We start from the raw sequence: 23731 nt of genomic DNA on the forward strand, positions 1-23731 counted from the left end.
CCCCGGTGCCCCCGGCGCCGGTGCCCCGGGCGCCCCGCGTCCGCAGGCCGGTCCCGGCGGCGCTCCGCGTCCGCAGGGCCCCGGCGGCCCGCGTCCGACCCCGGGCGGCATGCCCCGTCCGCAGGGCGCCCCGCGTCCGGCCCCCGGCGGCAACCGTCCGAACCCGGGCATGATGCCGCAGCGTCCCGCTGCCGGCGGTCCCGGCCCGCGTCCCGGCGGCGGCCCCGGCCGTCCCGGTGCCGGCGGTCCGCGTCCCGGCGGTGGCGCCGGTCGTCCCGGCGGCGGCTTCGCCGGCCGTCCGGCCGGTCCGGGCTCGCGTCCGGCCGGCGGCGGCTTCGGCGGCCCGCGTCCCGGCGGCGGCGGCTTCGGCGGCGGCCCGGCCGGTGCTGGCGGCGGTCGTCCCGGCTTCGGCGGCCGTCCCGGCGGCCCGGGTGCCCGTGGCGGCACGCAGGGTGCGTTCGGCCGTCCCGGCGGTCCGGCCCGTCGCGGCCGCAAGTCGAAGCGTCAGAGGCGCCAGGAGTACGAGGCCATGCAGGCCCCGTCCGTGGGCGGCGTGATGCTGCCCCGCGGCAACGGCGAGACCGTTCGCCTGTCGCGCGGTGCGTCCCTCACCGACTTCGCGGAGAAGATCAACGCCAACCCGGCGTCGCTGGTCGCGGTCATGATGAACCTCGGCGAGATGGTCACTGCCACGCAGTCCGTCTCCGACGAGACCCTCCAGCTCCTCGCCGGCGAGATGAACTACTCGGTTCAGATCGTCAGCCCGGAGGAGGAGGACCGCGAGCTGCTCGAGTCCTTCGACATCGAGTTCGGCGAGGACGAGGGCGGCGAGGAGTACCTGCTGCCGCGTCCGCCGGTCGTGACCGTCATGGGTCACGTCGACCACGGCAAGACCCGCCTCCTCGACGCGATCCGCAAGACCAACGTGGTCGCGGGCGAGGCCGGCGGCATCACCCAGCACATCGGTGCCTACCAGGTGGCGGCCAACGTCAACGAAGAGGACCGCCGGATCACCTTCATCGACACCCCGGGTCACGAGGCGTTCACCGCCATGCGTGCCCGCGGTGCGAAGTCGACCGACATCGCGATCCTCGTGGTGGCGGCCAACGACGGCGTCATGCCGCAGACGATCGAGGCCCTGAACCACGCCAAGGCGGCCGACGTGCCGATCGTGGTCGCGGTCAACAAGATCGACGTCGAGGGTGCGGACCCGACCAAGGTGCGCGGTCAGCTGACCGAGTACGGCCTGGTGGCCGAGGAGTACGGCGGCGACACGATGTTCGTCGACATCTCCGCCAAGCAGGGTCTGAACATCGACAAGCTGCTGGAGGCCGTGGTCCTGACCGCGGACGCCGCCCTCGACCTGCGCGCCAACCCCGAGCAGGACGCCCAGGGTATTGCGATCGAGTCCCACCTCGACCGCGGCCGCGGTGCCGTCGCGACCGTCCTCGTCCAGCGCGGTACCCTCCGCGTCGGCGACACGATGGTCGTGGGCGACGCGTACGGCCGTGTCCGCGCGATGCTCGACGACAAGGGCAACAACGTCGAGGAAGCGGGTCCGTCGACCCCCGTCCTGGTCCTGGGTCTCACCAACGTCCCCGGCGCCGGCGACAACTTCCTCGTCGTCGACGAGGACCGCACCGCCCGCCAGATCGCCGAGAAGCGTGCTGCGCGCGAGCGCAACGCCAACTTCGCCAAGCGCGTCCGTCGCGTGTCCCTCGAGGACCTCGACTCCGTGCTCAAGGCCGGTCTGGTCCAGGAACTCAACCTCATCATCAAGGGCGACGCGTCCGGTGCGGTCGAGGCCCTGGAGTCCTCGCTGCTCCAGCTCGACGTCGGCGAAGAGGTCGACATCCGCGTCCTGCACCGCGGTGTGGGTGCGGTCACCGAGTCCGACATCGACCTGGCGATGGGCTCCGACGCCATCGTCATCGGCTACAACGTCCGTGCGGCCGGCCGTGCCGCGCAGATGGCGGAGCGCGAGGGCGTCGACGTCCGGTACTACTCGGTGATCTACCAGGCCATCGAGGAGATCGAGGCGGCCCTGAAGGGTCTGCTCAAGCCGGAGTACGAAGAGGTCGAGCTCGGTACGGCGGAGGTCCGCGAGGTCTTCCGCTCGTCCAAGCTGGGCAACATCGCGGGTGTCCTCATCCGCTCCGGCGAGGTCAAGCGCAACACCAAGGCGCGCCTGCTCCGCGACGGCAAGGTCGTCGCCGAGAACCTCACGATCACCGGTCTGCGCCGCTTCAAGGACGACGTCACCGAGATCCGCGAAGGCTTCGAGGGCGGTATCAACCTCGGAAACTTCAACGACATCAAGATCGACGACGTCATCGCGACGTACGAGATGCGCGAGAAGCCCCGCGCGTAAGCGCGAGCCACATCGCACACATCGCACCGTGTCGTAACACCGGGGCCGGTCGGCGGAATATCCGTCGATCGGCCCCGGCCGTTGCGTGTACGGTTCTGGTGACCCTGCCGCGCGTCGGCCGGCAGGCCACCGAACCCGGACCGGCGGGACATCCGGAACTGCATGTACGTGGGGACTCTGTCCTTCGACCTGCTCCTCGGCGACGTTCACTCGCTGAAGGAGAAACGCTCCGTAGTCCGACCCATCGTCGCCGAGCTCCAACGGAAGTTCTCGGTGAGCGCGGCAGAAGTGGGCGACCAGGACCTCCACCGCAGGGCCCGTATCGGGGTCGCCCTGGTGAGTGGGGACACGGGGTTCCTCTCGGACGTACTCGACCGCTGCGAGCGGCTGGTCGCGGCCCGTCCGGAAGTGGAGCTGCTGTCGGTACGCCGGCGGCTCCACGGTGATGAAGACTGATTGCAAGACGAAGAAGGAGACGGACCAGTGGCCGACAATGCGCGGGCGAAGAAGCTGGCGGACCTCATCCGGGAGGTGGTCGCCCAGAAGCTGCAGCGAGGCATCAAGGACCCGCGCCTCGGTACGCACGTGACGATCACGGACACCCGGGTCACCGGTGACCTGCGGGAGGCCACGGTCTTCTACACGGTGTACGGCGACGACGAGGACCGGGCCAGCGCGGCCGCCGGCCTCGAGAGTGCCAAGGGCATGCTGCGTTCCGCGGTCGGCCGGGTGGCGGGCACCAAGTTCACGCCGACCCTGACCTTCGTGGCGGACGCCCTCCCGGACACCGCCCGGACGATCGAGGACCTCCTCGACAAGGCGCGGCTCTCCGACGCCGCGGTGCGCGAGGCCTCCTCGGGCGCCGAGTACGCCGGCGAGGCCGACCCGTACAAGAAGCCGGGCGAGGACGAGGACGAGGACGCGGCGGCGGAATGAGCACCAACGCAGGGAAGACTCCGGACGGCCTTGTCATCGTCGACAAGCCGTCCGGCTTCACTTCGCACGACGTGGTCGCCAAGATGCGCGGGATCGCCAAGACCCGCCGCGTCGGCCACGCGGGCACGCTCGACCCGATGGCGACGGGCGTCCTCGTCCTGGGCGTCGAGAAGGCCACCAAGCTCCTCGGCCACCTCGCGCTCACCGAGAAGGAATACCTCGGGACGATCCGCCTCGGCCAGAACACCCTGACCGACGACGCGGAGGGCGAGATCACCTCCTGCGCGGACGCCTCCGGGGTCACGCGCGAGGCCGTCGACGCGGGCATCGCCAAGCTGACCGGCGAGATCATGCAGGTCCCGTCCAAGGTCAGCGCCATCAAGATCAAGGGTGTGCGCTCCTACAAGCGCGCCCGGGACGGCGAGGACTTCGACATCCCGGCCCGGCCGGTGACGGTCTCCTCGTTCCAGGTCTACGACATGCGCGAGGCGCAGGCCGAGGACGGCACCAAGGTCGTCGACCTCGTCGTCTCCGTCGTCTGCTCCAGCGGTACCTACATCCGCGCCCTGGCCCGCGACCTGGGCGCCGACCTCGGCGTCGGCGGCCACCTCACCGCGCTGCGGCGCACGCGGGTGGGCCCGTACAAGCTCGACCGGGCGCGCACGCTGGACCAGCTCCAGGAGGAGCTGACCGTCATGCCGATCGGCGAGGCGGCGGCCGCGGCGTTCCCGCGCTGGGACCTGGACGCCCGGCGGGCCTCGCTGCTCGCCAACGGCGTGCGGATCGAAATGCCGGAGGCCTACGAGACCGGCCGGACGGTGGCGGTCTTCGGACCGCAGGGGCAGCTGCTCGGCCTCGTGGAGAACAAGGGCGGCAAGGCCAAGTCGCTGGCGGTCTTCGCCTGAGCCCCGCAGGGCTCGGGATCTCGGGATCCTGACCGGTCGGCGCCGGCGCCGGCGTTGACGTGGAGCGGTGAGCGCACATCGTTCGGTCGCTGCTCACCGCTCCACGACCCCCCTCGGGTAGGTCTCTATCCAGCCGAAGCCCGGTATTCACCCGACCGAGCAGGCGCGCGGAGTGACTGGAGGGGGCACAAGGGGGCGCTTTTGCGCCGCGTGCCCCCCGGCTCCCGACGGCGGCCGCCCTCCGGCCCGCCCGCCCGAGATGACACTGCCCGGTACCGATGCGGGCCGCCGGGCGCGGACATGGCAGTCTTAGACCTGCAATCGGCAACCAGTACAGGGCCTACACGGTTCGGGCGAGGAGCGGTCACAGTGCAGCGCTGGCGTGGCTTGGAGGACATCCCCCAGGACTGGGGACGCAGCGTCGTCACCATCGGCTCGTACGACGGTGTGCACCGGGGCCATCAGCTGATCATCGGGCGGGCCGTGGCCAAGGCGCGCGCGCTCGGCGTCCCCTCCGTCGTCGTCACCTTCGACCCGCACCCGAGCGAGGTCGTCCGTCCCGGCAGCCATCCGCCGATCCTGGCCCCGTACGACCGCCGTGCCGAACTGATGGTCGAGCTCGGGGTGGACGCCCTGCTGATCCTGCCGTTCACGGCGGAGTTCTCGCAGCTCTCCCCGGCCGACTTCATCGTCAAGGTCCTCGTCGACAAGCTGCACGCGTGCGGCGTCATCGAGGGCCCGAACTTCCGCTTCGGCCACCGGGCCGCCGGCAACGTCGACTTCCTGCGCGAGCTGGGCGCCACCTACGACTACGAGGTCGAGGTCGTGGACCTGGTGGAGCGGGGCGCGGCGGGCGGCGGCGTGCCGTTCTCCTCGACCCTCGCCCGCAAGCTGGTGGCCGAGGGCGACATGGAGGGCGCGGCCGAGATCCTGGGGCGGCCGCACCGCGTCGAGGGCATCGTCGTGCGCGGCGCGCAGCGCGGCCGCGAGCTCGGCTTCCCCACGGCCAACGTCGAGACCCCGCCGCACACCGCCATTCCGGCCGACGGGGTGTACGCGGGCTGGCTGACGGCGAACGGCGAGCGGATGCCGGCCGCGATCTCCGTCGGGACCAACCTCCAGTTCGACGCCACCGAGCGGACCGTGGAGGCGTACGCGATCGACCGCGTCGGCCTCGACCTGTACGGGCTCCACGTCACCGTGGACTTCCTCGCGTACGTCCGCGGCATGGCGAAGTTCGATTCGCTGGAGGGGCTCCTGGAGGCGATCGCGGACGACGTGAAGCGCGCGCGGACGCTGACCGAGGAGTACGACGCCGAGCACTGAGCGCTGCCGTTGCTGCTGCTGCGGGAAGGGCCCGTACCGTCCGGGGACGGTACGGGCCCTCCTGCGTGTGCCGGGGATCCGATCTGATCCGATCCCGCCCGCCTCAGCCGAGGCGCGGGTCCCGCGGGGGCTGCGCCTGGCCGGGCTGGCCCGGCCAGGGCTGGCCCGGCTGCTGCGGGTAGGGCTGGGGCTGGGGCTGGCCGCCGGCGTACGGCTGCGGGGGCTGCTGGTACGGGGGCTGGCCGGGCTGCGGCTGGGGCTGCTGCGGATACGGCTGGCCGGGCTGGACCTGCTGCTGGGGATAGGGCTGGGGCTGCTGCGACTGCTGCGGCTGCTGCGGGGCTCCCCACTGGCCGTTCTGCGGGGCCTGCTGGGCGGCCCGCAGGAAGTCCTCGGCCACCAGCGCGGAGAGGTTGAAGTACGCCTCGCGGGTCTTCGGCCGCATCAGGTCGAGGTCGACCTCGGCGCCGGCCGCGAGGTGTTCGTCGAACGGGACCACGACCACGCCGCGGCAGCGGGTCTCGAAGTGCTGGACGATGTCCTCGATCTTGATCATCTTGCTGGTCTCGCGGACCCCTGAGATGACGGTGAGCGAGCGGGAGACGAGGTCGCCGTAGCCGTGTGCGGAGAGCCAGTCGAGGGTGGTGCTGGCGCTGCTCGCGCCGTCCACCGACGGGGTCGAGATGATGATCAGCTGATCGGCGAGGTCCAGGACGCCGCGCATGGCGGAGTAGAGCAGCCCGGTGCCGGAGTCGGTGAGGATGATCGGGTACTGGCGGCCGAGGGTCTCGATGACGCGGCGGTAGTCCTCGTCGTTGAAGGTGGTGGAGACGGCCGGGTCCACGTCGTTGGCGATGATCTCCAGGCCGGAGGGGGCCTGGGAGGTGAACCGCCGGATGTCCATGTACGAGTTCAGGTACGGGATCGCCTGGACCAGGTCCCGGATCGTGGCGCCGGTCTCACGGCGCACGCGGCGGCCGAGGGTGCCGGCGTCCGGGTTCGCGTCGATGGCCAGGATCTTGTCCTGGCGCTCGCTCGCGAGGGTCGCGCCGAGGGCGGTGGTGGTCGTGGTCTTGCCGACGCCGCCCTTGAGGCTGATCACGGCGATGCGGTAGCAGGACATCACCGGGGTGCGGATGAGCTCCAGCTTGCGCAGGCGGTCGGCCTCGGCGGCCTTCCCGCCGAAGCGGAAGCCGGAGCGCTGGGGGCGGGGCTTCTGCTTGCCGCGCAGCAGCCGGTCGGAGGACAGCTCGACCGCGGCCGTGTAGCCGAGCGGCGCGCCGCCGCCGGAGACGGGGCCGGGCTGGTAGCGGGGGTCGTGCGGCTGAGGGCCCGGCTGCGGGCCCGCCTGGGGACCGCCCCAGGGGGCGCCGGCGGCGCGGGGGTCGGCCTGCGGGTGGGGCTGCGGCTGGGGCTGGGGGGCCTGCGGCTGCGGCTGCGCGGGGGCGGGGGCGGCGGGCGGGAACCCGTATCCGTCCTGCGGCGCGGGTACGGGGGCCTGCTGCGCCGGCGGGAACGCGTAACCGCCGGCGTCGGCGGGCGGCTGCACCTGCGGCTGCACCTGCGGCTGCGCCGGGCCGGTCGGGATGTGCGGGAAGGCGTACCCGTCCTGCGGGGCGGGCACGGACGCCTGCTGGGGCGCGGGCCCCGGGAAACCGTAACCGCCCTGCGGGGCGGGCGGGAAGGCATAGCCGTCCTGCGGTGCGGCCGCGAAGGCCGGGGCGCTGGCCTCGGGCTGCGGCTGCGCGGGCGCCGGCGGGAAGGCGTACCCCTCCTGCGGGGTCGGTGCGGGCGCCTGCTGGGCGTTGGCGTCGGCCTGCGGTTGCGCGGGGCCCGGGGGGACGGGCGGGAAGCCGTAGCCGCCCTGCGGGGCCGGCGGGAAGGTGTGCCCCTCCTGCGGGGTCGGTGCGGGCGCCTGCTGGGCGTTGGCGTCGGGCTGGGGCTGCGCGGGGCCCGGGGGGACGGGCGGGAAGCCGTAGCCGCCCTGCGGGGTCGGCGGGAACGTGTAGTCGTTCGCGTCGGCCTGCGGGGTCGGCGGGGCGGCGAACGCGGGCGGCAGCGGCGGGAGTTCGCCGGCGGCTCCCTCGAAGGCGGCCGCCACGGCCGGGTGAGGCGCAGGCGCGGGGCTGACGGCCTCCGCGGCCTCCGACGCCGGCGGGGCCGCGGGCTCGCCCGTGAAGGGCAGCGCCGTTCCGTCGGGCGGGGTGTCGTGCCGCAGGGCCGGAGCCTTGCCCAGCACGATGCCCTTGCCGGACGACGGCGCGCCTTCGGCAGCGGGGGCGGAGGTGGGGGCGGGCGGCAGCACGGGCGTGCCGTCGACGGGCGTGCTGAAGGGCCCGCCGGCCGGGACCGTGCCCTCCGCGGGCGCGGGCGCGGGCGCAGGCGCGGGAGCCGGGAGAGCGGGCGCGGGCGCGGCCTCCAGGGCGGGCGCCGGCGGTACCGGTACGGCCAAGGCGTCGGCCGGAGCCGCGGGCGCGGCCTCCAGCACGGGCGCCGGTGCAGGAGCCGGCAGGGCGGCGGGGGCCGTGTCCGCCGGAGCGGGGGCCGCTACGGCGGCTTCGGCCGCGGGCGCGGGGACGGCCGCGGCGTCGGACGGCGTCCGCGGGGCCGGCGGGGCGATCCGCATCGTCGGGGGCGAGGCCACGTCGGACGGCCTGTGGGGTTCAAAGCCGCTGCCCTCGGGCAGGTCCGGTACCGGCGTGGCGGGGGCCGCGCTCTGCGTGTACCAGGCCGGCGGGGTGTAGTCGATGGTGAACTCGCCCGTCATCTCGGGCTCCGCGTCGGACTGATCGTCCGTCGGGACGTCCCACGTCCCGCCGCGCCTCTCGTTCCGATCGCCGCTCACTGGTCCTCCTGGTCTGTCGAACGCTGGTCCGGCGCCCCTCACGCCGCGCCCACGCTCAGCCTAATCGCGTGCCGACACCGGTGTCCGCCCCGGCTCGCGGCGGGCGGTGGTTCCGCCGTATCCCTTTGGGGGCAACTCCGTTGCCGGGCTGGGGCGGTGGGTCCCGGTGCCCTGTCGGCAGCCCGTCCCAAACCGGCCGCACGGGCCACACCCCCGACCAGCGGGCCGATGCCGCTGGGCGACGCCCATCCCGCGGGGGAGTCGGTGCTACTCCCGGCTCGCCCTCCCCTGTTAGACGTACGCGCCGTTGACCGCCGGGCGATCCCCGCACCCCGCCGCATGCGCCCGGGAGCCCTGCGAAGCCCCTTCCGGGGACGCGTCTTGACCCCGGGGAGGTTCCCGCCCGGCCCCGGCGGCTTCGCCGATGTCTTTCACCCCACCCCGCCCCTTCCCGAAACCGTGGCCTGCGGCCCCGGACCCCGCCCGCCTCAACCGCCGGCGGGGCTGAAAGGTCGTGGCTCTGCCCCCGGCATGCCCGCGCCTCAATCGCCGGCGCGGCTCAAAGATCGGGGGCTCTGCCCCCGGACCCCCGCGCCTCAAACGCCGGCGAGGCTGGATAGTGCCGGCGGGGCTGGAATTGCCGCGCAGCGGCACAATCCAGCCCGCGCGGCGTTTGAGCGCACCGGGCGCGAAGCGCGCGGGTTTTTCAGCCCCACCGAACCATCCCAGCCCCACCGAACCATCCCAGCCCCACCGAACCATCCCAGCCCCACCGAACCATCCCAGCCCCACCGAACCATCCCAGCCCCGCCGGCGTTTGAGGCGAACGGGGTCCGGGGGCAGAGCCCCGGTTTCGGGAAGGGGCGGGGAGGGGAAACGCCGACAAGGCCGAAACGCCACGACTCCCGTGCACCGTACGCGCCGACCGGCCCGACCGGACAGCAGGTAGCCGGACCGGGTCTTCCCGGTAGCGGGTCTGCGCCCGGGCCCCCCGCGCAGGGCCGCGGCGCGGGCCTCGGTGAAGTGGCCGGCCAGGGCACGGGCGACCACGGCTCCGCCGAGGCCCGCGGCTCGCCGGGCAGCCCCCGGGGACGGGCCGGGGACCCGGCCCAGGGGAGTGGACCGGAACGGGGCGGCGAGAGTCGGCCGGGTCTCGGGCCGGGAGTCCCGTCCGGGGAGAGGGCCGGGCCGAGTGGGCCCGGCAGGGGCCGGAGCCCGGACCGGGGGCAGGGGCCGGGGCGCGGGCCGGGGTTCGGGTCGGGCCGGGTCAGTCGATGCGGCGGCTTTGACCCAAGAGGTTGGTTTCGGACTCCGTGCCCTGCGTCATCACGAACTGCCGGTCCCGCGGCGTGCACCACAGGGTGACCCCGTCGCCGAGCGTCGGCAGCGACTCCACGGTCTGCCGCGGCAGGTTCATCAGCCGGCCGATCTGCTCGGCCTCGTCGGGGGACACCCGCTGGACGCCCACCAGCGCGGAGTTCTGCAGCAGCCGCGGCGCCGTCGGGCTCAGATACGGCAGCAGCGTCACCACCGACTGCCACGGCCCGGCCACCACGCGCCCGCGCGGCGGCCGCATCCCGCAGTCCCGGACCACCAGCACCGGGCTGCCCGCCGACGCGCCCTGCGGCGGCACCCGGCCGACCTCGTGCAGCGTCACGCACTGCTGCCCGCCCCCGGCGGCCTGGGCCAGCGCGGCCCACACCTGCCCGCGTCCGGTCTCCACCGCGACCCGGGCCCCGGTGGCCGCGGCGCGCAGCGCCAGCACCTGGGCGGTCCACAGGCCGCCGATGAGCGTGACCTCGTACGGGGTGGGCCGGTTGATGCCGAGCACGGCGGGCCGCCCGTGCGCGTCCACGCCGATGACGACCCCGTCGTCGGCGACGGGCAGCGCCAGCAGGTCCAGGTCCGCCGCGGGGACCGTGTGCCGTTCCCGGCGCGGGCCGACCAGCCCGAAGCCGCCCCTGACCTTGTTCTTCATCTCGCCCCTCCCAGCGGCAGCGAGGCCAGCAGCCCCGGTACCTGTTCGCGGTCGAGCCGGACCAGCCCGGTCCGCACTCCGCGGGCCGCCCGCTCCAGTTCCCGGCGGGCCGCCACCAGTTCCTCGTCGCTGCGCCCGGTGACCCGGACGTGGCCGGCGAGCGTGATGCCCTGCCGCTCGTCGGGGGCGATCGTCAGGCTGAAGTTCGTCGCCAGCGCCGGCAGCGAGGTCAGCAGCGCCACGAACTGCGGCAGGGAAGCGGCCCCGGAGCCGCCGAGCTGCGGCCAGCGGCCTATCCAGTACGTGGTGTGGCGCCGGTCGTCGCAGCGCCAGGTCCGCGCAGTCTCCTCGGTGCGCCGGCCGGTGCTGGCTGAGCGGCCCGCCTGGGTGATGGCCATCGGGTTCGCGCACGAGGAGGTGGCCAGGGCGGCGGTCAGCTCCTGCTCGGTCAGCACGGTGGCCCGGAACCCGGCCCCGGCCAGCCGGCTCGCCAACTGGTCGGCGGCCCGCACCACGCACCGCTGCGCGCCCGCGAGCCCGCCGCCGCGCGCGGTGACGGCCTCGGGGCAGAGCTCCGGGTCCAGCTTGAGCGCGATCCAGGTCAGCCGCACCGCCGGGGTGCCCGTCTGGGCCTGGAGCGGGGCGTAGTTGCGGGTGGCCATCGACTGGGCCGGCAGGTGCGGGGCGGGGGCGGGCTGGGTGTGCAGCACCAGCTGCGCCGACTCCAGCCGGATCCCGTCCACTTCGAGCACGTCCCGTACGAGCGCGAGCGGCAGCGGCCGGGCGCCGCGGTCGGGGCGCAGTGCGGTGGCATCGGTGTCGACCTGCACCACGGCGGTCAGGAACGTGCCGTCGCCGACCATGCCGACCGGCCGCCGGTCGCGGTCGCTGAACGTCAGGGTCCGCAGCGCCGGTTCCGCCTCGACGAGCGGGGCCAGCCCCGGCTCCGTACCCGCGGGCACCGTGAACGAGGCGGCCCGCCGGCGCCGGGAGCGCAGCGCGAGCGCGCCGCCGATCCACTCGGGCAGCGAGCGCTGGTGGCGGCGTACGACGGCGAGGACGACCAGGACGAGCGCGAGCACACCCGCCGGAACCAGCAGCAGCGGCTCCACGACCCAGGCCACCAGCAGTGCCGCCAGGGCGAGCTGGAGCAGGACGAGCTGTTGCAGTCGGAACGGTCCGAAGCGGCCGGGGCTCGACTTCGGATTCGGTGTCACCGCGCCGCGCGCGGGTGCGGGAGCGCCCGTCTGCGGCTGCCCCGTCGGCTGCCCGGTCGGCTGCGCCGTCGGCTGCGTCGTCGCGGTGGCCATCAGTCGCCCACCTCCCCTTTCTCCCCCAGCAACCGCTGGGAGGTGCCCAGAGGGCCAGACCCGTGGGTGCCGGAGCAGCGCGCTGTCCGCCGGTCCGCCGCATGTCCCCGGAAGATCCTCAATCCGCCCCAACAGGCCCTGGTTGCCCCGGTGTGGAGGGCGCCGAGCGGCAGCCACACCCTACCCGGCCCGTGGATACCCGCCGTCAAGAGGCATAGTAGGTCCCCGGTCCGATCAATCGAGGCCCGGGGACCGCAGTCTCCGACCGGGCCGTGCGGGGAGAAGCAGACGGTCATGGCATCACGGCGTGATGAACTCAACGCGTACACCTTTGCGAAGCGGCGGACGGTCGCCGCGTTCCTCCAGCCTTCCGCGGCGGGCTCCGAGGAAGGCGCGCCCAAGCCCCTGCGCGCGATCGTGCCCGGACTGGTCGCGGGAGCCGTCGTCCTCGCAGGCTTCGGCGCCTGGGGCATGTTCAGGCCGCAGGCCCCCAAGGGCTGGGACGAGCCCGGCACCAAGGTCCTCGTCGGCAAGCAGTCGACGACCCGGTACGTGGTGCTGCGGACCAAGGTGAACGGCAAGGACCAGACCCGCCTGCACCCGGTCCTCAACCTGGCCTCCGCCCGACTCCTGCTGGACCCGCAGAAGTTCCAGGTCCTCCAGATCGACGACAAGATCCTGGACGGCGGCAAGGCGCCCCGCGGCCCCATCATCGGCATCGCCTACGCGCCCGACCGGCTGCCCGCCCCGCAGGACGCCGGCAAGGCCAAGCGGTGGGCCGTCTGCCAGGCACCGGGCGGCAACGGAAAGACGGTGCAGACCGCCACCTTCGTCCTGGCCGACCGCGAGGCGGGCCTGCTCGACGACCAGCGCAAGCTCACCGACGGCCAGATGCTGTACGTGCAGAGCACCGGCAACGGCAAGGAGCGCTACCTGGTCGACGCCTCGGGGACCAAGTACAAGTTCCCCGAGGGCGGCGCCGACGCGGGCAAGATGACCAACGCCCTGGTCGGCACCACGGGCGCCAACCCGCAGCAGGTCACCGAGCAGTGGCTGGCCACCCTCAACTCCGGTGACGACCTGGCCTTCCCGCAGCTCCCCGCCGCGGCCGGCACCAAGGCCGACGTGCCGGGCCTGAGCACCGCCGACAACAAGGTCGGCATGGTGCTCCGGGCACAGACCGGCTCCGGCGCGCAGCACTACGTGGTCCTGCCGGGAAAGGTGGCCCCGGTCTCGGACTTCGTGGCGTGGCTGCTGATCTCGGCGCCCGCCACCGACGGCCTCAACATGCACGGCAAGCCGCGGGAGGTGGACCTGCAGTCCCTCAACCCGGACGCCACCGCCTTCAAGGCTGAGACCCGCTGGCCGCGCAAGAAGTCCGACCGCATCAACCAGACCGGCCCCGCGGACGCGGCCGGCGGCGCCGCACAGGGCGCCGGGGCCCGCGACACCGTCTGCAACGTGCTGCGCTCGGTCGACGGCCAGGGCAACCAGGTCCTGAGCACCTGGGCCGGCACCGGCTTCCCCATCGACATCACCGCCAGCGGCACCAGCGCGTACGTCACGCCCGGCTCGGGCCTGCTCTACACACAGGTCCAGGGCAAGCAGACCACCGCGGGCGGCGCCCTCTTCCTCGTCACCGACACCGGCCTGCGGTACGCGGTCCAGGCCAACGGCGACAGCGACTCGGAGAAGTCGAAGATCGGGGCCGCCGAGCAGCAGCCCGGCCAGGGCGCCACCGACGGCCGGCCCGAGGCCAGCCAGGCGCAGATCCGCCTCGGATACGGGGGCGTGACGCCGGCCATGGTGCCGATCGCGTGGTCGGAGTTCCTCTCCAAGGGGCCCCGCCTGGACACCAACTCCGCCCGCCAGCCCCAGGGTTCGTGAGGACGCCGCCGATGACCATCTCTGCGTACCGGCGCGGCGGCCTGCTGACCGCGTCCGCGTCCCTCGCCCTGGCCGCGGCGGTCTGCGCCACCACGCCGGCGACGGCGGCCCCGACCGCCACTCCCGCACCCGCATCCGCACCCGCGCTGCGCCTCGCGGGCAGCGGCGAGTGCACCTTCCCGATGAAGAAGCAGATAGCCGACCGCCCCTGGGCCCTCCAGCGGGTCCTGCTGGACGCCCTGTGGTCGCAGACCAAGGGCAAGGACAAGGACAACAAGCCCGTCCGCGTCGCCGTCATCGACACCGGCGTGGACCGGGTGAACCCGCAGCTCAGCGGCGCCATCGACGTGGGCGCGGGCAAGGACTTCCTCGACCCCAAGGGCGGTGACGGCACCGTCGACACGGTCGGCCACGGCACCAAGGTGGCCGGCCTGATCGCGGCCCGCCAGCAGGAGGGCACCGGCTTCGTCGGCCTCGCCCCGGAGTCCGTGATCATCCCGATCCGGCAGAACGACGGGCAGGGCAAGGGCAACGCCCTCTCCCTGGCCCAGGCCATCGACCACGCGGTCTCCAAGGGCGCCCAGGTCATCAACATCTCCCAGGACACCGACGCCGCCCTGTCCAACGACTCCGAGCTCGGCAAGGCGGTCCAGCGGGCCGTCGACGCCAAGGCCGTGGTCGTCGCCTCGGCCGGCAACGACGGCCTGACCGGCGAGAAGCGCAAGACCTACCCGGCGGCCTTCCCCGGCGTCCTGGCCGTGGCCGCCTCCGACCGCAACAACGAGCGCGCCGCGTTCTCCCAGCCGGGCGACTTCATCGGCGTCGCCGCCCCCGGCGTCGACATGGTCTCCACCGTCCCCGGCTTCGGCCAGTGCATCGACAACGGCACCAGCTTCTCCGCCCCGTACGTCGCCGGCGTCGCCGCCCTGCTGCGGGCCAAGCACCCCGACTGGACGCCGCAGGAGGTGATCTGGCAGATCCAGGGCACCGCGGAGCGCTCGGTCAAGGGCCGTGACGACTACGTCGGCTGGGGGGTCGTCGACCCGGTCCGCGCGCTCACCCAGGACCACGAGCGGCCGAAGGCCCCCGTACCGGACCCCGGCCCGCCCCCGGCGGCGGCCCCCCAGGCGGCGGCGCTGCACCTCGCCGAGACGGCGCAGGAGCGCGAGGAGCGCCTCGGCACGTACGCTCTGGGCATCGGCACGGTGCTGATCTGCGTCATCGCCGGGACGGCGGTGGTCGTCAGGGACGCCCGCCGGCGCCGCCGCCGTTTGCAGTGAACGGTCACAGTTCATCGACAGAAGCAGGCTGTCGGTGTTGGGGCAGTGCTATGAACTGGCTAGAGTGACACCAGGCTTCACGAGTGTGATCGGGGGATCGCGTGAAGCGGAGGGGGAATTCCCGGCTGCGCGGCGTTGATTCGCGCCCGGAACCTCCGCTCCGCTGCGCAATCCGCCGGTTCTGCCGGCGAATTGAGAAGTGAGGGAGCTTCGGATGAGCAACAATTTCGGACTTGCAGACGATCCGATCGTCAAGGCCAAGAACAACATCGAGACCACGGCCAACGCCGTCACCACCCAGTCCCGAGAGCTGGCCGACATCCTCGCCACCGTGAGCGCCGGCTGGACCGGTGTGGGTGCCCAGGGCTTCATCGACGCCCAGACCATGGTCAACGAGGACCACGACGAGATCCGCCGCCTGCTCGGCGTCCTGCACAACGCGGTCGCCCAGACCAAGAACCTGAGCAACGCCCAGGACGACGACGTGCGCGCCGCCTTCAAGGCCGTGCAGCCCGCCGGCGGTGGCAACGGCTCCGGCCTCAACGGCATCTGACCGACGTACGTCGTCGATCTCAGCCCACCTCAGCCCAGCTCAGCGCGAAGGAGAACAACATGGCTGCCACCGACGGGCACACCCGGGTACGGTACGAGAGCGTCCAGGAGATGGCGAACCGCATCCGCGCCGTCTCGCGGAAGATCATCAAGGACCTGGAGGACATGGACCAGGCCCTGAAGGTCGTCACCGACACCTGGGACGGTGAGGCGCACCAGGCGTACGTCACGCTCCAGGGCAAGTACAAGGGCAAGGCCGAGCACATGAAGAACCAGCTCGAGACCGTCGCCCAGCTCATCGAGCGCGGCAAGGGCGACTACCGCGCCACCGACGTGAAGGCCTCGCGCCTGTTCACCGAGGCCTACTGAGCCCGGGGGCCGGTCCGTCCGGCCCGGATCGCACGGAAGGGGCGCGCCCACCGCGGGCGCGCCCCTTCCGTGCGTACGCACGCCGTGCGCCCGGCCCGCGTACGGGTCTCAGTGCGGGCCGCGGTCCAGATCGAACTCGCCGTCGCGGGCCCCGAGCACGAACGCCTCCCACTCGGCGGCGGTGTAGCGCAGCACGGTGTCCCGGTCGAGCGAGGACCGCATGGCCACCGCGCCCTCGGGCAGCCGGGCGATCTCGACGCGCTCCTCGTCCGGGCTGGTCCCGGGCGGGCCCTCCCACTCCACGCCGCTGATGTCGAGCGCGTACAGCTCGTCCTTCTCCTGCTGGGTGCCCATGGGCGGCCTTTCCCTCGGCGGTGCGGTGGTGCTCCGCGGTCTCCGCTGCCGATTATCGGTGCTGCGCCCCGGCCCGGGGGAGCCTTTCCCTGGATCATCCTCCTGATCAGAGCCCGAGCCGGTACCGGAACGCCTCCAGCGTCATGGTCTTCTCCGCCACCGGCAGGGTGATCGGGTTCTGCGCGCCGAAGGAGTCGTAGACGGTGCTGCTGGTACGGCCGTCGCGCCGGGCCTCCAGCAGGAGCAGCCGCCGGGTGCCGTCCTCGACGAAGTAGAGGTCCTCGGCACCCTTCCCCGCGACCCGGACGGCGGACGCCTTCCTGCCGCCGATGCTCCGGTCCTCGTTTGTCGCGTGCCTGCCCGTCACCGGGATGGAGAAGTACGAGGCGCAGCCCTGCTCCGTCTTCGTGGTCACGTAGACGGAGCGCAGTTCCGGGGGAACCGTGACCTGCTGCCCGCGCCGGTTCAGCGCGGCGGCGAACAGGTCGGCACTCGTGTACGAGGTCCCGTCCTTGCAGTACACATCGCCGGACACGCCGCCCGTGACCTCGATGTGGAGGCCCTGCGCCGGATCCCACCAGGTCTCCTGCCTGGCGCCGGCGAACGCGGTCGTGGTGCCCGAGGAATGGAAGGATTCCTTCTGCATCTGCCGGTTCGCGTCCCCGATGAGCGAGACGGCGGCCGGGTCGGGCTTCCCCGCCCCGCCCCCGCACCCGGCAAGGGCCGCGACGAGTACGGCCCCGAGGACGAGCGAACGGATCGTGGCGGATCCTCTGTGGTGCACGGCTGGTCATTCCCCCTTGGGCGGGCACCCGCGGTCCTTGACCACGGCCTGGTAGAAGGAGTCGAAGAGGGCCGACCGGGCCTTCTCGAACGCGTCGCCTCCCTGGTCCAGGAGCAGGTTTCCGTAGGCGTCGTTGTGGCTCATGCCGACGTACAGGTCCCCGGAGGGGCAGGCGACCACGGTCCGCCTGTGGTCGGCCGTGGCCGTCGTGTCGCGGCGGACCCCCCGGGTCAGGACGGGGTCGTCGCTGACCGTCAGGGTGATCCGGGGCTCACCGGGGCCGCGCAGCTGCACCTCGCACGCCCGGGTCCGCGAGCCGCGGCCGGTGACCCGGGAGGTGCCCTGCTCCGCCTTCCCCGGGAGGAGAGCGGCCTGCGGCAACCGGAAGCCGGGCACCTCGCAGGTGTTCGCCGCATCGTCGGCGTCGACCGGCCCCTGCAGGCGAGCGGGGGTGTTGAGCATGCGGGTGTCCTGGCAGCCGAGGCCCTCCGCGACGTGCCGCGCCGCGCTCATGGCGACCTTCGCCAGCGCGACGGGCTCCCCCCTGCCCCTGGTCATGTCGAGCTTGAGTACGGGTACCTGGCTGGGCCGGTAGCCCGGCCGGAGTTCGTGGGTGCAACCGCTGGGCAGCAGCACCCAGGCCTGCGTCTCGGAGGCCGCCCCGGTTGCTCCGCCCACGAAGTAGGAGCCGGCCGCGGCGTTCTTCCACAGCGGCGACCCCGAGAAGGCGAAGTCGGCCTCGTCGAAGGACAGTTCGGCCGTCATCCGCGGCCGTCCCGCGCCGAGCAGCCCGTCGGCGCGCTGGACGGTGCACGAGAAGGAGTAGGACGGATCCCGGGCATCGTAGCCGTGGCCCTGCTCCAGCCGCCCGGGTCCGGCGAGCGCCGCTCTGGCCTCGGCGGAGTCGAGGGCGCCCTTGCAGAAGCGGTCCTGCCCGAGCACGTCGGTGTCCGACCGAACGAGCAGCCCGGCGCCGGCCGTCAGAGCCAAGGCCGCGGCCAGCGCGGCGAACAGCGGCCGCCGCCGCCTTCGCGGGGTGTGATCGGACATGGGCGTCACTTTCGATTGCATACGGATGCCGGGGGCCCGCCAGGCGGGCCCCCGGCATCCACGGCTCGGCGTGCCTCAGGCGCCCGGCATGCGGCCCAGCTGGACCAAGGAGTTTCCGCGCTTGCGCGAGGAGAAGTAGCCGCGGCCCGGCGGCATCGGCCGCGGGCGGACGTTGCCGACGAGGTCGCCCTCGGACGGGTCGCCCGACAGCACCACGCCCTGCGCGCCCAGCTCCTTGATCCGCTGCATGAACGGCTCGTACAGCGACCGCGAGGCGCCCGCCGAGTTGCGGGCGATGATGAAGCGGACGCCGGTGTCCCGGGCGAACGGCAGGTACTCCACCAGCGGGGCCAGCGGATTGCCCTGGCTCGTGGCCACCAGGTCGTAGTCGTCGATGATGATGTACACGTCCGGGCCCGTCCACCAGCTGCGGTCGCGCAGCTGCTGCGGGGTGACGTCGGTGGGCGGCTGGCGCCGGGAGAACACCCCGCCCAGCGCCTCCATGTGCGTCTGCAGCGAGCTCGCCATCGGCGCGTACTCCAGCAGGTGCTCCTCCGGCAGCGCCCCGAGCAGGCTGCGCCGGTAGTCGCCGACCACCAGCCGGGCCTGGTCGGGGGTGTAGCGCTGCGCGATCTGCTGGGCGATGAGCCGCAGCAGGTTCGTCTTGCCCGACTCGCTCTCGCCGAAGACCAGGAAGAACGGGTCGGTCTCGAAGTCGACGAACACCGGCTCCAGGTCGGTCTCGTCGATGCCGATCGCGATCCCGCGGCCGGGGAACTCCCCGCCGCCGGGCAGCTGGTCCGCGTGCAGCAGCCGCGGCAGCAGCCGGACGCCCGGGGCCGCGGCCCCCGCCCAGTTCTGCTTCACCATCGACACGAACGCGGCCGTGCCCTCCGACAGGTCCTCCGCCTCGTGCGAGCCGTCGATCCGCGGGAGCGCACCCAGGAAGTGCAGCTTCTCCGGCACCTGGCCGCGGCCCGGCATCCCCGTCGGCACGTTCGCCGCGACCTTGCGGTCGAACTCGGAGTCCATGACGTCGCCGAGCCGCAGCTCCAGCCGGTTCAGCATCTGGTCCTTCAGCGCGGCCCGCACCTCCATGTAGCGCGCCGCCGTGATCACCACGTGGATGCCGTAGCCCAGACCGCGCGCCGCGATCTCGGTGACCACCGACTCCAGGCCCTCGTACTCGCCCTTGAAGCCGCCCCAGCCGTCGATGACCAGGAACACGTCGCCCCACGGCTCGCCCGGCAGCTCGCCCGCCGCGCGCTTGCGCCGGTACGTGGCGATCGAGTCGATGCCGTGCGAGCGGAAGAACTCCTCGCGGCGGTTGAGGATGCCCCCCACCTCCGCGACGGTGCGCCGCACCCGCTCCGGATCCAGGCGCGAGGCGATCCCGCCCACGTGCGGCAGCTCCGCCACCGCCGACATGCCGCCACCGCCGAAGTCCAGCCCGTAGAACTGCACCTCCCGCGGGGTGTGCGTCAGCGCGAACGCGGAGATCAGCGTCCGCATCAGCGTGGACTTGCCCGACTGCGGGCCGCCCACCACCATCATGTGGCCCGCCGCACCGGAGAAGTCCCGGTACAGCACCTCGCGCCGCTGCTCGAACGGCTTGTCGATCAGGCCCAGCGGCACGACCAGCCCGCCCGGCCGCGTGTAGCCCTCCGCGTGCAGCCCGCGCTCCGCCGACGCCGCCAGCGCCGGCAGCAGCTGGTCCAGCGGCGGGGCCTGGTCCAGCGGCGGCAGCCACACCTGGTGCGCCGGCACGCCCTGCCCCTCCAGCCGGCCCACGATCACGTCCAGCACCGTGTCCGCCAGCGCGTCGTCCTCGCGCTTCGTCTGCGCCGCCAGGTACGCCGGGTCCGGCGCCGCGTACACCACCGGCACCGGCGTCGCCGTGAACAGCGCGGGGCGCCGCTCCACCGGGAACTGGCCCACCGACAGGTCCGGCCCGCCCGAGCGGTACACCCCGGAGACGTACGCCGCCTTGAACCGCGTCATCTCGTCCGTACCGAACTTCAGGTAGCCCGAACCCGGCACCGACGGCAGGTGATAGGCGTCCGGTACGCCGATCGCGGTGCGCGACTCCGCCGCCGAGAAGGTCCGCAGACCGATGCGGTACGACAGGTACGTGTCGAGGCCGCGCAGCTTGCCCTCCTCCAGGCGCTGCGAGGCCAGCAGCAGGTGCACGCCCAGCGAACGGCCGATGCGGCCGATCTGGATGAACATGTCGATGAAGTCGGGCTTGGCGGTCAGCAGCTCGCTGAACTCGTCGATGACCAGCACCAGCGAGGCCAGCGGCTCCAGCGGGGCACCCGCCGCGCGCGCCTTCTCGTAGTCGTGGATGTTGGCGTAGTTGCCCGCCGCGCGCAGCAGCTCCTGGCGGCGCTGCAGCTCGCCGCGGATCGAGTCGCCCATGCGGTCCACGAGCGTCAGGTCGTCCGCCAGGTTGGTGATGACGGCCGCGACGTGCGGCATCTGCCCCATGCCGGTGAACGTCGCACCGCCCTTGAAGTCCGCGAGGACGAAGTTCAGCGTCTCCGAGGTGTGCGTGACCGCCAGGCCCAGCACCAGCGTGCGCAGCAGCTCCGACTTGCCCGAACCGGTCGCACCGACGCACAGGCCGTGCGGGCCCATGCCCTCCTGCGCGGCCTCCTTCAGGTCCAGCATGACCGGCGCGCCGTTCTCCCCGACGCCGATCGGCACGCGCAGCCGCTCACCGGCCGAGCGCGGTCGCCAGGTCCGGGCCACGTCGATCGAGGCCGCGTCGCCCAGGTTCAGCAGGTCGGTGAAGTCCAGGTTGGCCAGCAGCGGTTCGTCGTCGTCACCGCCGCCCGTGCGCAGCGGCGCCAGCTGCCGCGCGAGGGCCTCGGCCGCCGGCAGCGACAGGCTGTCGGGCACGCCCTCGTACGCGATGCCGCCGCCCGACTCCAGGCGCAGCCGGCCCGGCCGCGCCACGACCGACAGCCCGCCGCGGGGCTCGTCCAGCTCACCCGCGACCACCTCGACGATGGTCACGCCCTGCAGCCCCTCGGCCGCCGCGAACACCGAGTCCGGCGGCACCAGCCCGCCGCGCGAGTTGGCGTCGAGCACGATGACCAGGTGCGGCTGGTCCAGCACCGGAGAAACGTCCCGGCTGAAGCGCGGGCGCCCCTCCAGACGCGGCGCGAGCAGCGCCTCCACCTCGGTCAGGTCGTCGCCGAACAGCCGCTTGCTGCCCGCCCCGTCGACCTGCCCGGGCACCTGGGTGTGCGGCAGCCATTTCACCCAGTCCCACGAGGCCACCGCACCCGGCGCCGCCACCACGGCCACCACCATGTCGTCGGGGGAGTGCAGCGTCGCCAGTTGGGCCACCATCGCCCGCGCCACCCCGCGCGCCGCCTCCGGCTCCCCGGACACCGCCACGTGGTAGAACGCCCGCAGCGACACCGCCACCGGCAGCCCGTCCAGCGAGGAGTGCACCTTCAGGAAGCGCTGCATCGCGCCCGCCGTCAGCGGCTCCAACTCGTCCACCGGAGCCGTGTCCGGCGCCACCAGGGGAGTGGCCAGGCGCTGCGCGCCCAGCCCCAGCCGGGCCTGGCCGAAGTCCTCGTCGCCCACGCGCCGCTCCCACAGCCGCGAGCCCTCGGCCACCACCGACCACAACTGCTCGGGCGCCGGGTGCAGGTACAGCTGCGCGTCGCGCTGCGCCCGCGCGGTCCGCCGTACCTGACGGCGGGTCTGCGCGAGGTATTTCAGGTAGTCCCGGCGCACATCGGCCATTTGCCCCTGCGTACCGCGCCGGTGACGCACCAACTGGGCAATGATCATGGACACCGTGGACACCAGCATCAGCACGCCCATGATGCGCATGAACGGCGCCGCGCCCGGCATGAAGAAGAAGACGACCGACGAACCCATGCCGAGCATCGGCAGGAGCTGCATCAGCGTGCTCTCCTGCTGCCCGCGCGGGAGCTCCGGCGGAGCCTCCAGCCTCAGCTCGTCCGAGGGAACTTCGGGCGGCAGGGACCGCGGCGGGCGTTTGACGACGATCTGACTCACCGGAGCATCAATCCCTCGAAAACGGACGGGACGCAACTGCCGGCGCCCTCAAGTCCCGGGCGCGAAGGGGCTCTCCCCCGCGCGACGGTGATCCTACTTGCCGACAGTCACTCATACTCCCGGTAGGGTGGCCCGCGCAGTATGCGCATCCGCGAATCCGAGACGGCAGCGGGTCGCTCCAGCTTCGCCAACCAGGGGGTCACACAGGTGAGTACGGCCGCAACGACGGGCTTCTGCAGGGTCACCGTCGTGGCTCCCGACAGCCGCATCGACGTCGCCCTCCCCGAGGACATAGCCGTCGCCGACGTCTACCCGGAACTCCTGCGCCTCACCGGCCAGACCCAGCCCGTCGGCGCCCCGACCGGCTTCCACCTCGTACGCCGCGACGGCACCGTCCTCGACGGCGCCCGCACCCTCGCGGCCCAGCAGGTCCTCGACGGCGAGGTGCTCAGCCTGCGCCCGTTCGCCGACTCCCTGCCGCCCGCCGTCTTCGACGACGTCTCCGACGCCGTCGCCTCCGCCGTCGTCCGCGACCGGCACCTGTGGAGCGACGACATGCTGCGCGGCGCGGGCCTGGCCGGCGCCGCCCTGCTCTTCGTCCTGCTCGGCTTCGTCATCTGGTACGCCGACCCGGTCCGCCACGACATGCACAGCCTGCCCGGCATCATCGCCGGCGCGATCGGCGTGCTGCTGACCGCCGCCGCCGGCGTGCGCGCCCGGGTCTACCGCGACCGCGGCTCCGCCGTCGCCCTCGGCCTCGGCGCCCTCCCGCAGCTGCTGATCGCCGGCTCCGGCATCCTCGCCCCCGCCGCCGGCCAGGGCCCCGGCCGGCTGCAGTTCCTCCTCGGCTGCGTCTGCGTCCTGGTCGCCTCCGTCGCCCTGGTCGCCCTCACCCCGAACGGGGACGCCCCCTTCGTCGCGGCCACCTTCGTCGGCGCCACCGGGACCCTGGCCACCTTCCTCGCCATCGTCACCGAGGCCTCCGCGACCGCCACCGCCGCCGTCTGCGCCCCCGTCGCCATCGGCCTCGTCGCCTTCCTGCCCGGCCTGTCCGCCCGCTTCGCCCGGCTCCCCATCGGCTACTCCGCCCCGCAGAGCGCCGTCGAGGTCTACGAGACCCCGGACCGCTACGAGACCGAGCCGTACGGCGACCCCGCCGCCGGCCCCGACCCCGTCGAGGCCGGCACCCCGCTCGACGCCGACGCCATCGCCGCCCAGGCCCGCCGCGGCCACGAGATGCTGCTCGGCCTCGTCGGCGGCTGCGCCGCGGTCGTCGTCGCCTCCGCCGCCGTCCTCGGCTTCTCCGACAACACCTGGGGCCGCCTCCTGGCCCTGGCCACGGGTCTCGCCATGCTGCTGCGCGCCCGCCTCTTCCGCTACACCTCCCAGGTCGTGTGCACCCTGGCCGCCGGCCTCGCCGCCGTCGCCCTGCTCGTCCTGGGCCTGGCCCTGCACCCGCCGGCCGACCTGGTCCTGGAGCTCACCCGCTACCACGACCGCGGCGGCCTGGACCTCCGTGCGATCTGGCTGTCCGCCGCCGTCGCCGCCGGCGCCGCCCTCCTCACCGGAATTGCACTGGTCATACCCCGCAAGGGTCTGTCACCCTTCTGGGGGCGGCTCCTCGACCTCACCGAGGCGGCCGTGCTGCTCGGCCTGGTCCCGCTGGCCCTGGCCGTGCTGGACGTGTACGCCCGGGCCCGCTCGCTCACCAGCTGAGACGTGCCCGCACGGCGCCTGGTACGC

Annotated in this window: 17 protein-coding genes; 10 read left to right on the forward strand and 7 right to left on the reverse strand. The window is 73.4% G+C overall.

Annotation, left to right across the window (positions count from 1 at the left end; all coding sequences use genetic code 11):
* From infB to AB0F11_RS31260, 5 genes are all read left to right on the forward strand, one after another.
* Window positions 1-2371 (forward strand): translation initiation factor IF-2 (gene infB, locus AB0F11_RS31240; RefSeq protein ID WP_362180924.1); only part of this gene is annotated, 2371 nt, incomplete at its 5' end.
* 162 nt (window positions 2372-2533) lie between these two features.
* Complete coding sequence (locus tag AB0F11_RS31245; RefSeq protein WP_030161467.1) at window positions 2534-2827, forward strand: DUF503 domain-containing protein; 294 nt, start codon at window positions 2534-2536, stop codon at window positions 2825-2827.
* A gap of 27 nt (window positions 2828-2854) precedes the next feature.
* Window positions 2855-3307 (forward strand): 30S ribosome-binding factor RbfA, encoded by a 453-nt coding sequence (rbfA, locus tag AB0F11_RS31250; RefSeq protein WP_362180927.1) that lies wholly within the window; start codon window positions 2855-2857, stop codon window positions 3305-3307.
* On the forward strand, window positions 3304-4212 hold the full coding sequence (gene truB, locus AB0F11_RS31255) for a tRNA pseudouridine(55) synthase TruB (RefSeq protein ID WP_362180930.1): 909 nt from the start codon (window positions 3304-3306) through the stop codon (window positions 4210-4212). The genes rbfA and truB overlap by 4 nt, the downstream gene beginning before the upstream one ends.
* Window positions 4213-4581: 369 nt before the next feature.
* The gene (locus AB0F11_RS31260; protein WP_362180933.1) at window positions 4582-5538 is read left to right on the forward strand and encodes a bifunctional riboflavin kinase/FAD synthetase; all 957 of its coding nucleotides are present in this window, start codon (window positions 4582-4584) and stop codon (window positions 5536-5538) included.
* Window positions 5539-5641: 103 nt separating this feature from the next.
* Here AB0F11_RS31260 and AB0F11_RS31265 read toward each other — a convergent pair whose 3' ends face one another.
* The 3 genes from AB0F11_RS31265 to eccE form a co-directional block, all read right to left on the reverse strand.
* Window positions 5642-8383 (reverse strand): SCO5717 family growth-regulating ATPase, encoded by a 2742-nt coding sequence (locus tag AB0F11_RS31265; protein ID WP_362180936.1) that lies wholly within the window; start codon window positions 8381-8383, stop codon window positions 5642-5644.
* A gap of 1267 nt (window positions 8384-9650) precedes the next feature.
* Entirely contained in the window at window positions 9651-10361 is a 711-nt protein-coding gene (locus AB0F11_RS31270) for a hypothetical protein (protein WP_362180939.1), read from the reverse strand.
* The gene (gene eccE / locus AB0F11_RS31275) at window positions 10358-11671 is read right to left on the reverse strand and encodes a type VII secretion protein EccE (RefSeq protein ID WP_362180942.1); all 1314 of its coding nucleotides are present in this window, start codon (window positions 11669-11671) and stop codon (window positions 10358-10360) included. The genes AB0F11_RS31270 and eccE overlap by 4 nt, the downstream gene beginning before the upstream one ends.
* Before the next feature lie 294 nt (window positions 11672-11965).
* Here eccE and eccB point away from each other — a divergent pair, with 294 nt between their 5' ends.
* The 4 genes from eccB (at window position 11966) to AB0F11_RS31295 (ending at window position 15759) form a co-directional block, all read left to right on the forward strand.
* A complete protein-coding gene (gene eccB / locus AB0F11_RS31280) occupies window positions 11966-13558 on the forward strand; it encodes a type VII secretion protein EccB (protein WP_362180946.1) in 1593 nt (530 codons plus the stop codon).
* A gap of 11 nt (window positions 13559-13569) precedes the next feature.
* A complete protein-coding gene (gene mycP / locus AB0F11_RS31285) occupies window positions 13570-14838 on the forward strand; it encodes a type VII secretion-associated serine protease mycosin (RefSeq protein ID WP_362180949.1) in 1269 nt (422 codons plus the stop codon).
* Between the two features lie 214 nt (window positions 14839-15052).
* Window positions 15053-15391, forward strand: coding sequence for a hypothetical protein (locus tag AB0F11_RS31290; RefSeq protein ID WP_362180952.1), 339 nt, complete (start codon window positions 15053-15055; stop codon window positions 15389-15391).
* Between the two features lie 59 nt (window positions 15392-15450).
* Complete coding sequence (locus tag AB0F11_RS31295) at window positions 15451-15759, forward strand: WXG100 family type VII secretion target (protein WP_361905452.1); 309 nt, start codon at window positions 15451-15453, stop codon at window positions 15757-15759.
* A 108-nt stretch (window positions 15760-15867) separates the two neighbouring features.
* Here the strand turns inward: AB0F11_RS31295 and AB0F11_RS31300 are convergent, their stop codons facing one another.
* From AB0F11_RS31300 to eccCa, 4 genes are all read right to left on the reverse strand, one after another.
* Window positions 15868-16113 (reverse strand): DUF397 domain-containing protein, encoded by a 246-nt coding sequence (locus tag AB0F11_RS31300; RefSeq protein ID WP_125544560.1) that lies wholly within the window; start codon window positions 16111-16113, stop codon window positions 15868-15870.
* 106 nt (window positions 16114-16219) lie between these two features.
* The gene (locus AB0F11_RS31305; RefSeq protein ID WP_362180955.1) at window positions 16220-16897 is read right to left on the reverse strand and encodes a hypothetical protein; all 678 of its coding nucleotides are present in this window, start codon (window positions 16895-16897) and stop codon (window positions 16220-16222) included.
* A 6-nt stretch (window positions 16898-16903) separates the two neighbouring features.
* A complete protein-coding gene (locus AB0F11_RS31310; RefSeq protein ID WP_362180958.1) occupies window positions 16904-17947 on the reverse strand; it encodes a hypothetical protein in 1044 nt (347 codons plus the stop codon).
* A gap of 75 nt (window positions 17948-18022) precedes the next feature.
* The gene (eccCa, locus tag AB0F11_RS31315) at window positions 18023-21988 is read right to left on the reverse strand and encodes a type VII secretion protein EccCa (RefSeq protein WP_362180960.1); all 3966 of its coding nucleotides are present in this window, start codon (window positions 21986-21988) and stop codon (window positions 18023-18025) included.
* 207 nt (window positions 21989-22195) lie between these two features.
* On the opposite strand from eccCa, the gene eccD reads away from it, so the two are divergent.
* Complete coding sequence (gene eccD / locus AB0F11_RS31320; RefSeq protein WP_362180963.1) at window positions 22196-23704, forward strand: type VII secretion integral membrane protein EccD; 1509 nt, start codon at window positions 22196-22198, stop codon at window positions 23702-23704.
* Window positions 23705-23731 lie beyond the last annotated feature (27 nt).

This window comes from Streptomyces sp. NPDC032472 (genome assembly GCF_040636955.1).
GTDB lineage: Bacteria > Actinomycetota > Actinomycetes > Streptomycetales > Streptomycetaceae > Streptomyces.

Coding starts and splice junctions, on each gene's coding strand:
- truB (WP_362180930.1), top strand. CDS start 3,304: ATGAGCACCAACGCAGGGAAGACTCCGGACGGCCTTGTCATCGTCGAC.
- AB0F11_RS31300 (WP_125544560.1), bottom strand. CDS start 16,113: ATGGGCACCCAGCAGGAGAAGGACGAGCTGTACGCGCTCGACATCAGC.
- eccE (WP_362180942.1), bottom strand. CDS start 11,671: ATGGCCACCGCGACGACGCAGCCGACGGCGCAGCCGACCGGGCAGCCG.
- AB0F11_RS31290 (WP_362180952.1), top strand. CDS start 15,053: ATGAGCAACAATTTCGGACTTGCAGACGATCCGATCGTCAAGGCCAAG.
- AB0F11_RS31295 (WP_361905452.1), top strand. CDS start 15,451: ATGGCTGCCACCGACGGGCACACCCGGGTACGGTACGAGAGCGTCCAG.
- eccB (WP_362180946.1), top strand. CDS start 11,966: ATGGCATCACGGCGTGATGAACTCAACGCGTACACCTTTGCGAAGCGG.
- AB0F11_RS31245 (WP_030161467.1), top strand. CDS start 2,534: ATGTACGTGGGGACTCTGTCCTTCGACCTGCTCCTCGGCGACGTTCAC.
- AB0F11_RS31270 (WP_362180939.1), bottom strand. CDS start 10,361: ATGAAGAACAAGGTCAGGGGCGGCTTCGGGCTGGTCGGCCCGCGCCGG.
- mycP (WP_362180949.1), top strand. CDS start 13,570: ATGACCATCTCTGCGTACCGGCGCGGCGGCCTGCTGACCGCGTCCGCG.
- AB0F11_RS31310 (WP_362180958.1), bottom strand. CDS start 17,947: ATGTCCGATCACACCCCGCGAAGGCGGCGGCGGCCGCTGTTCGCCGCG.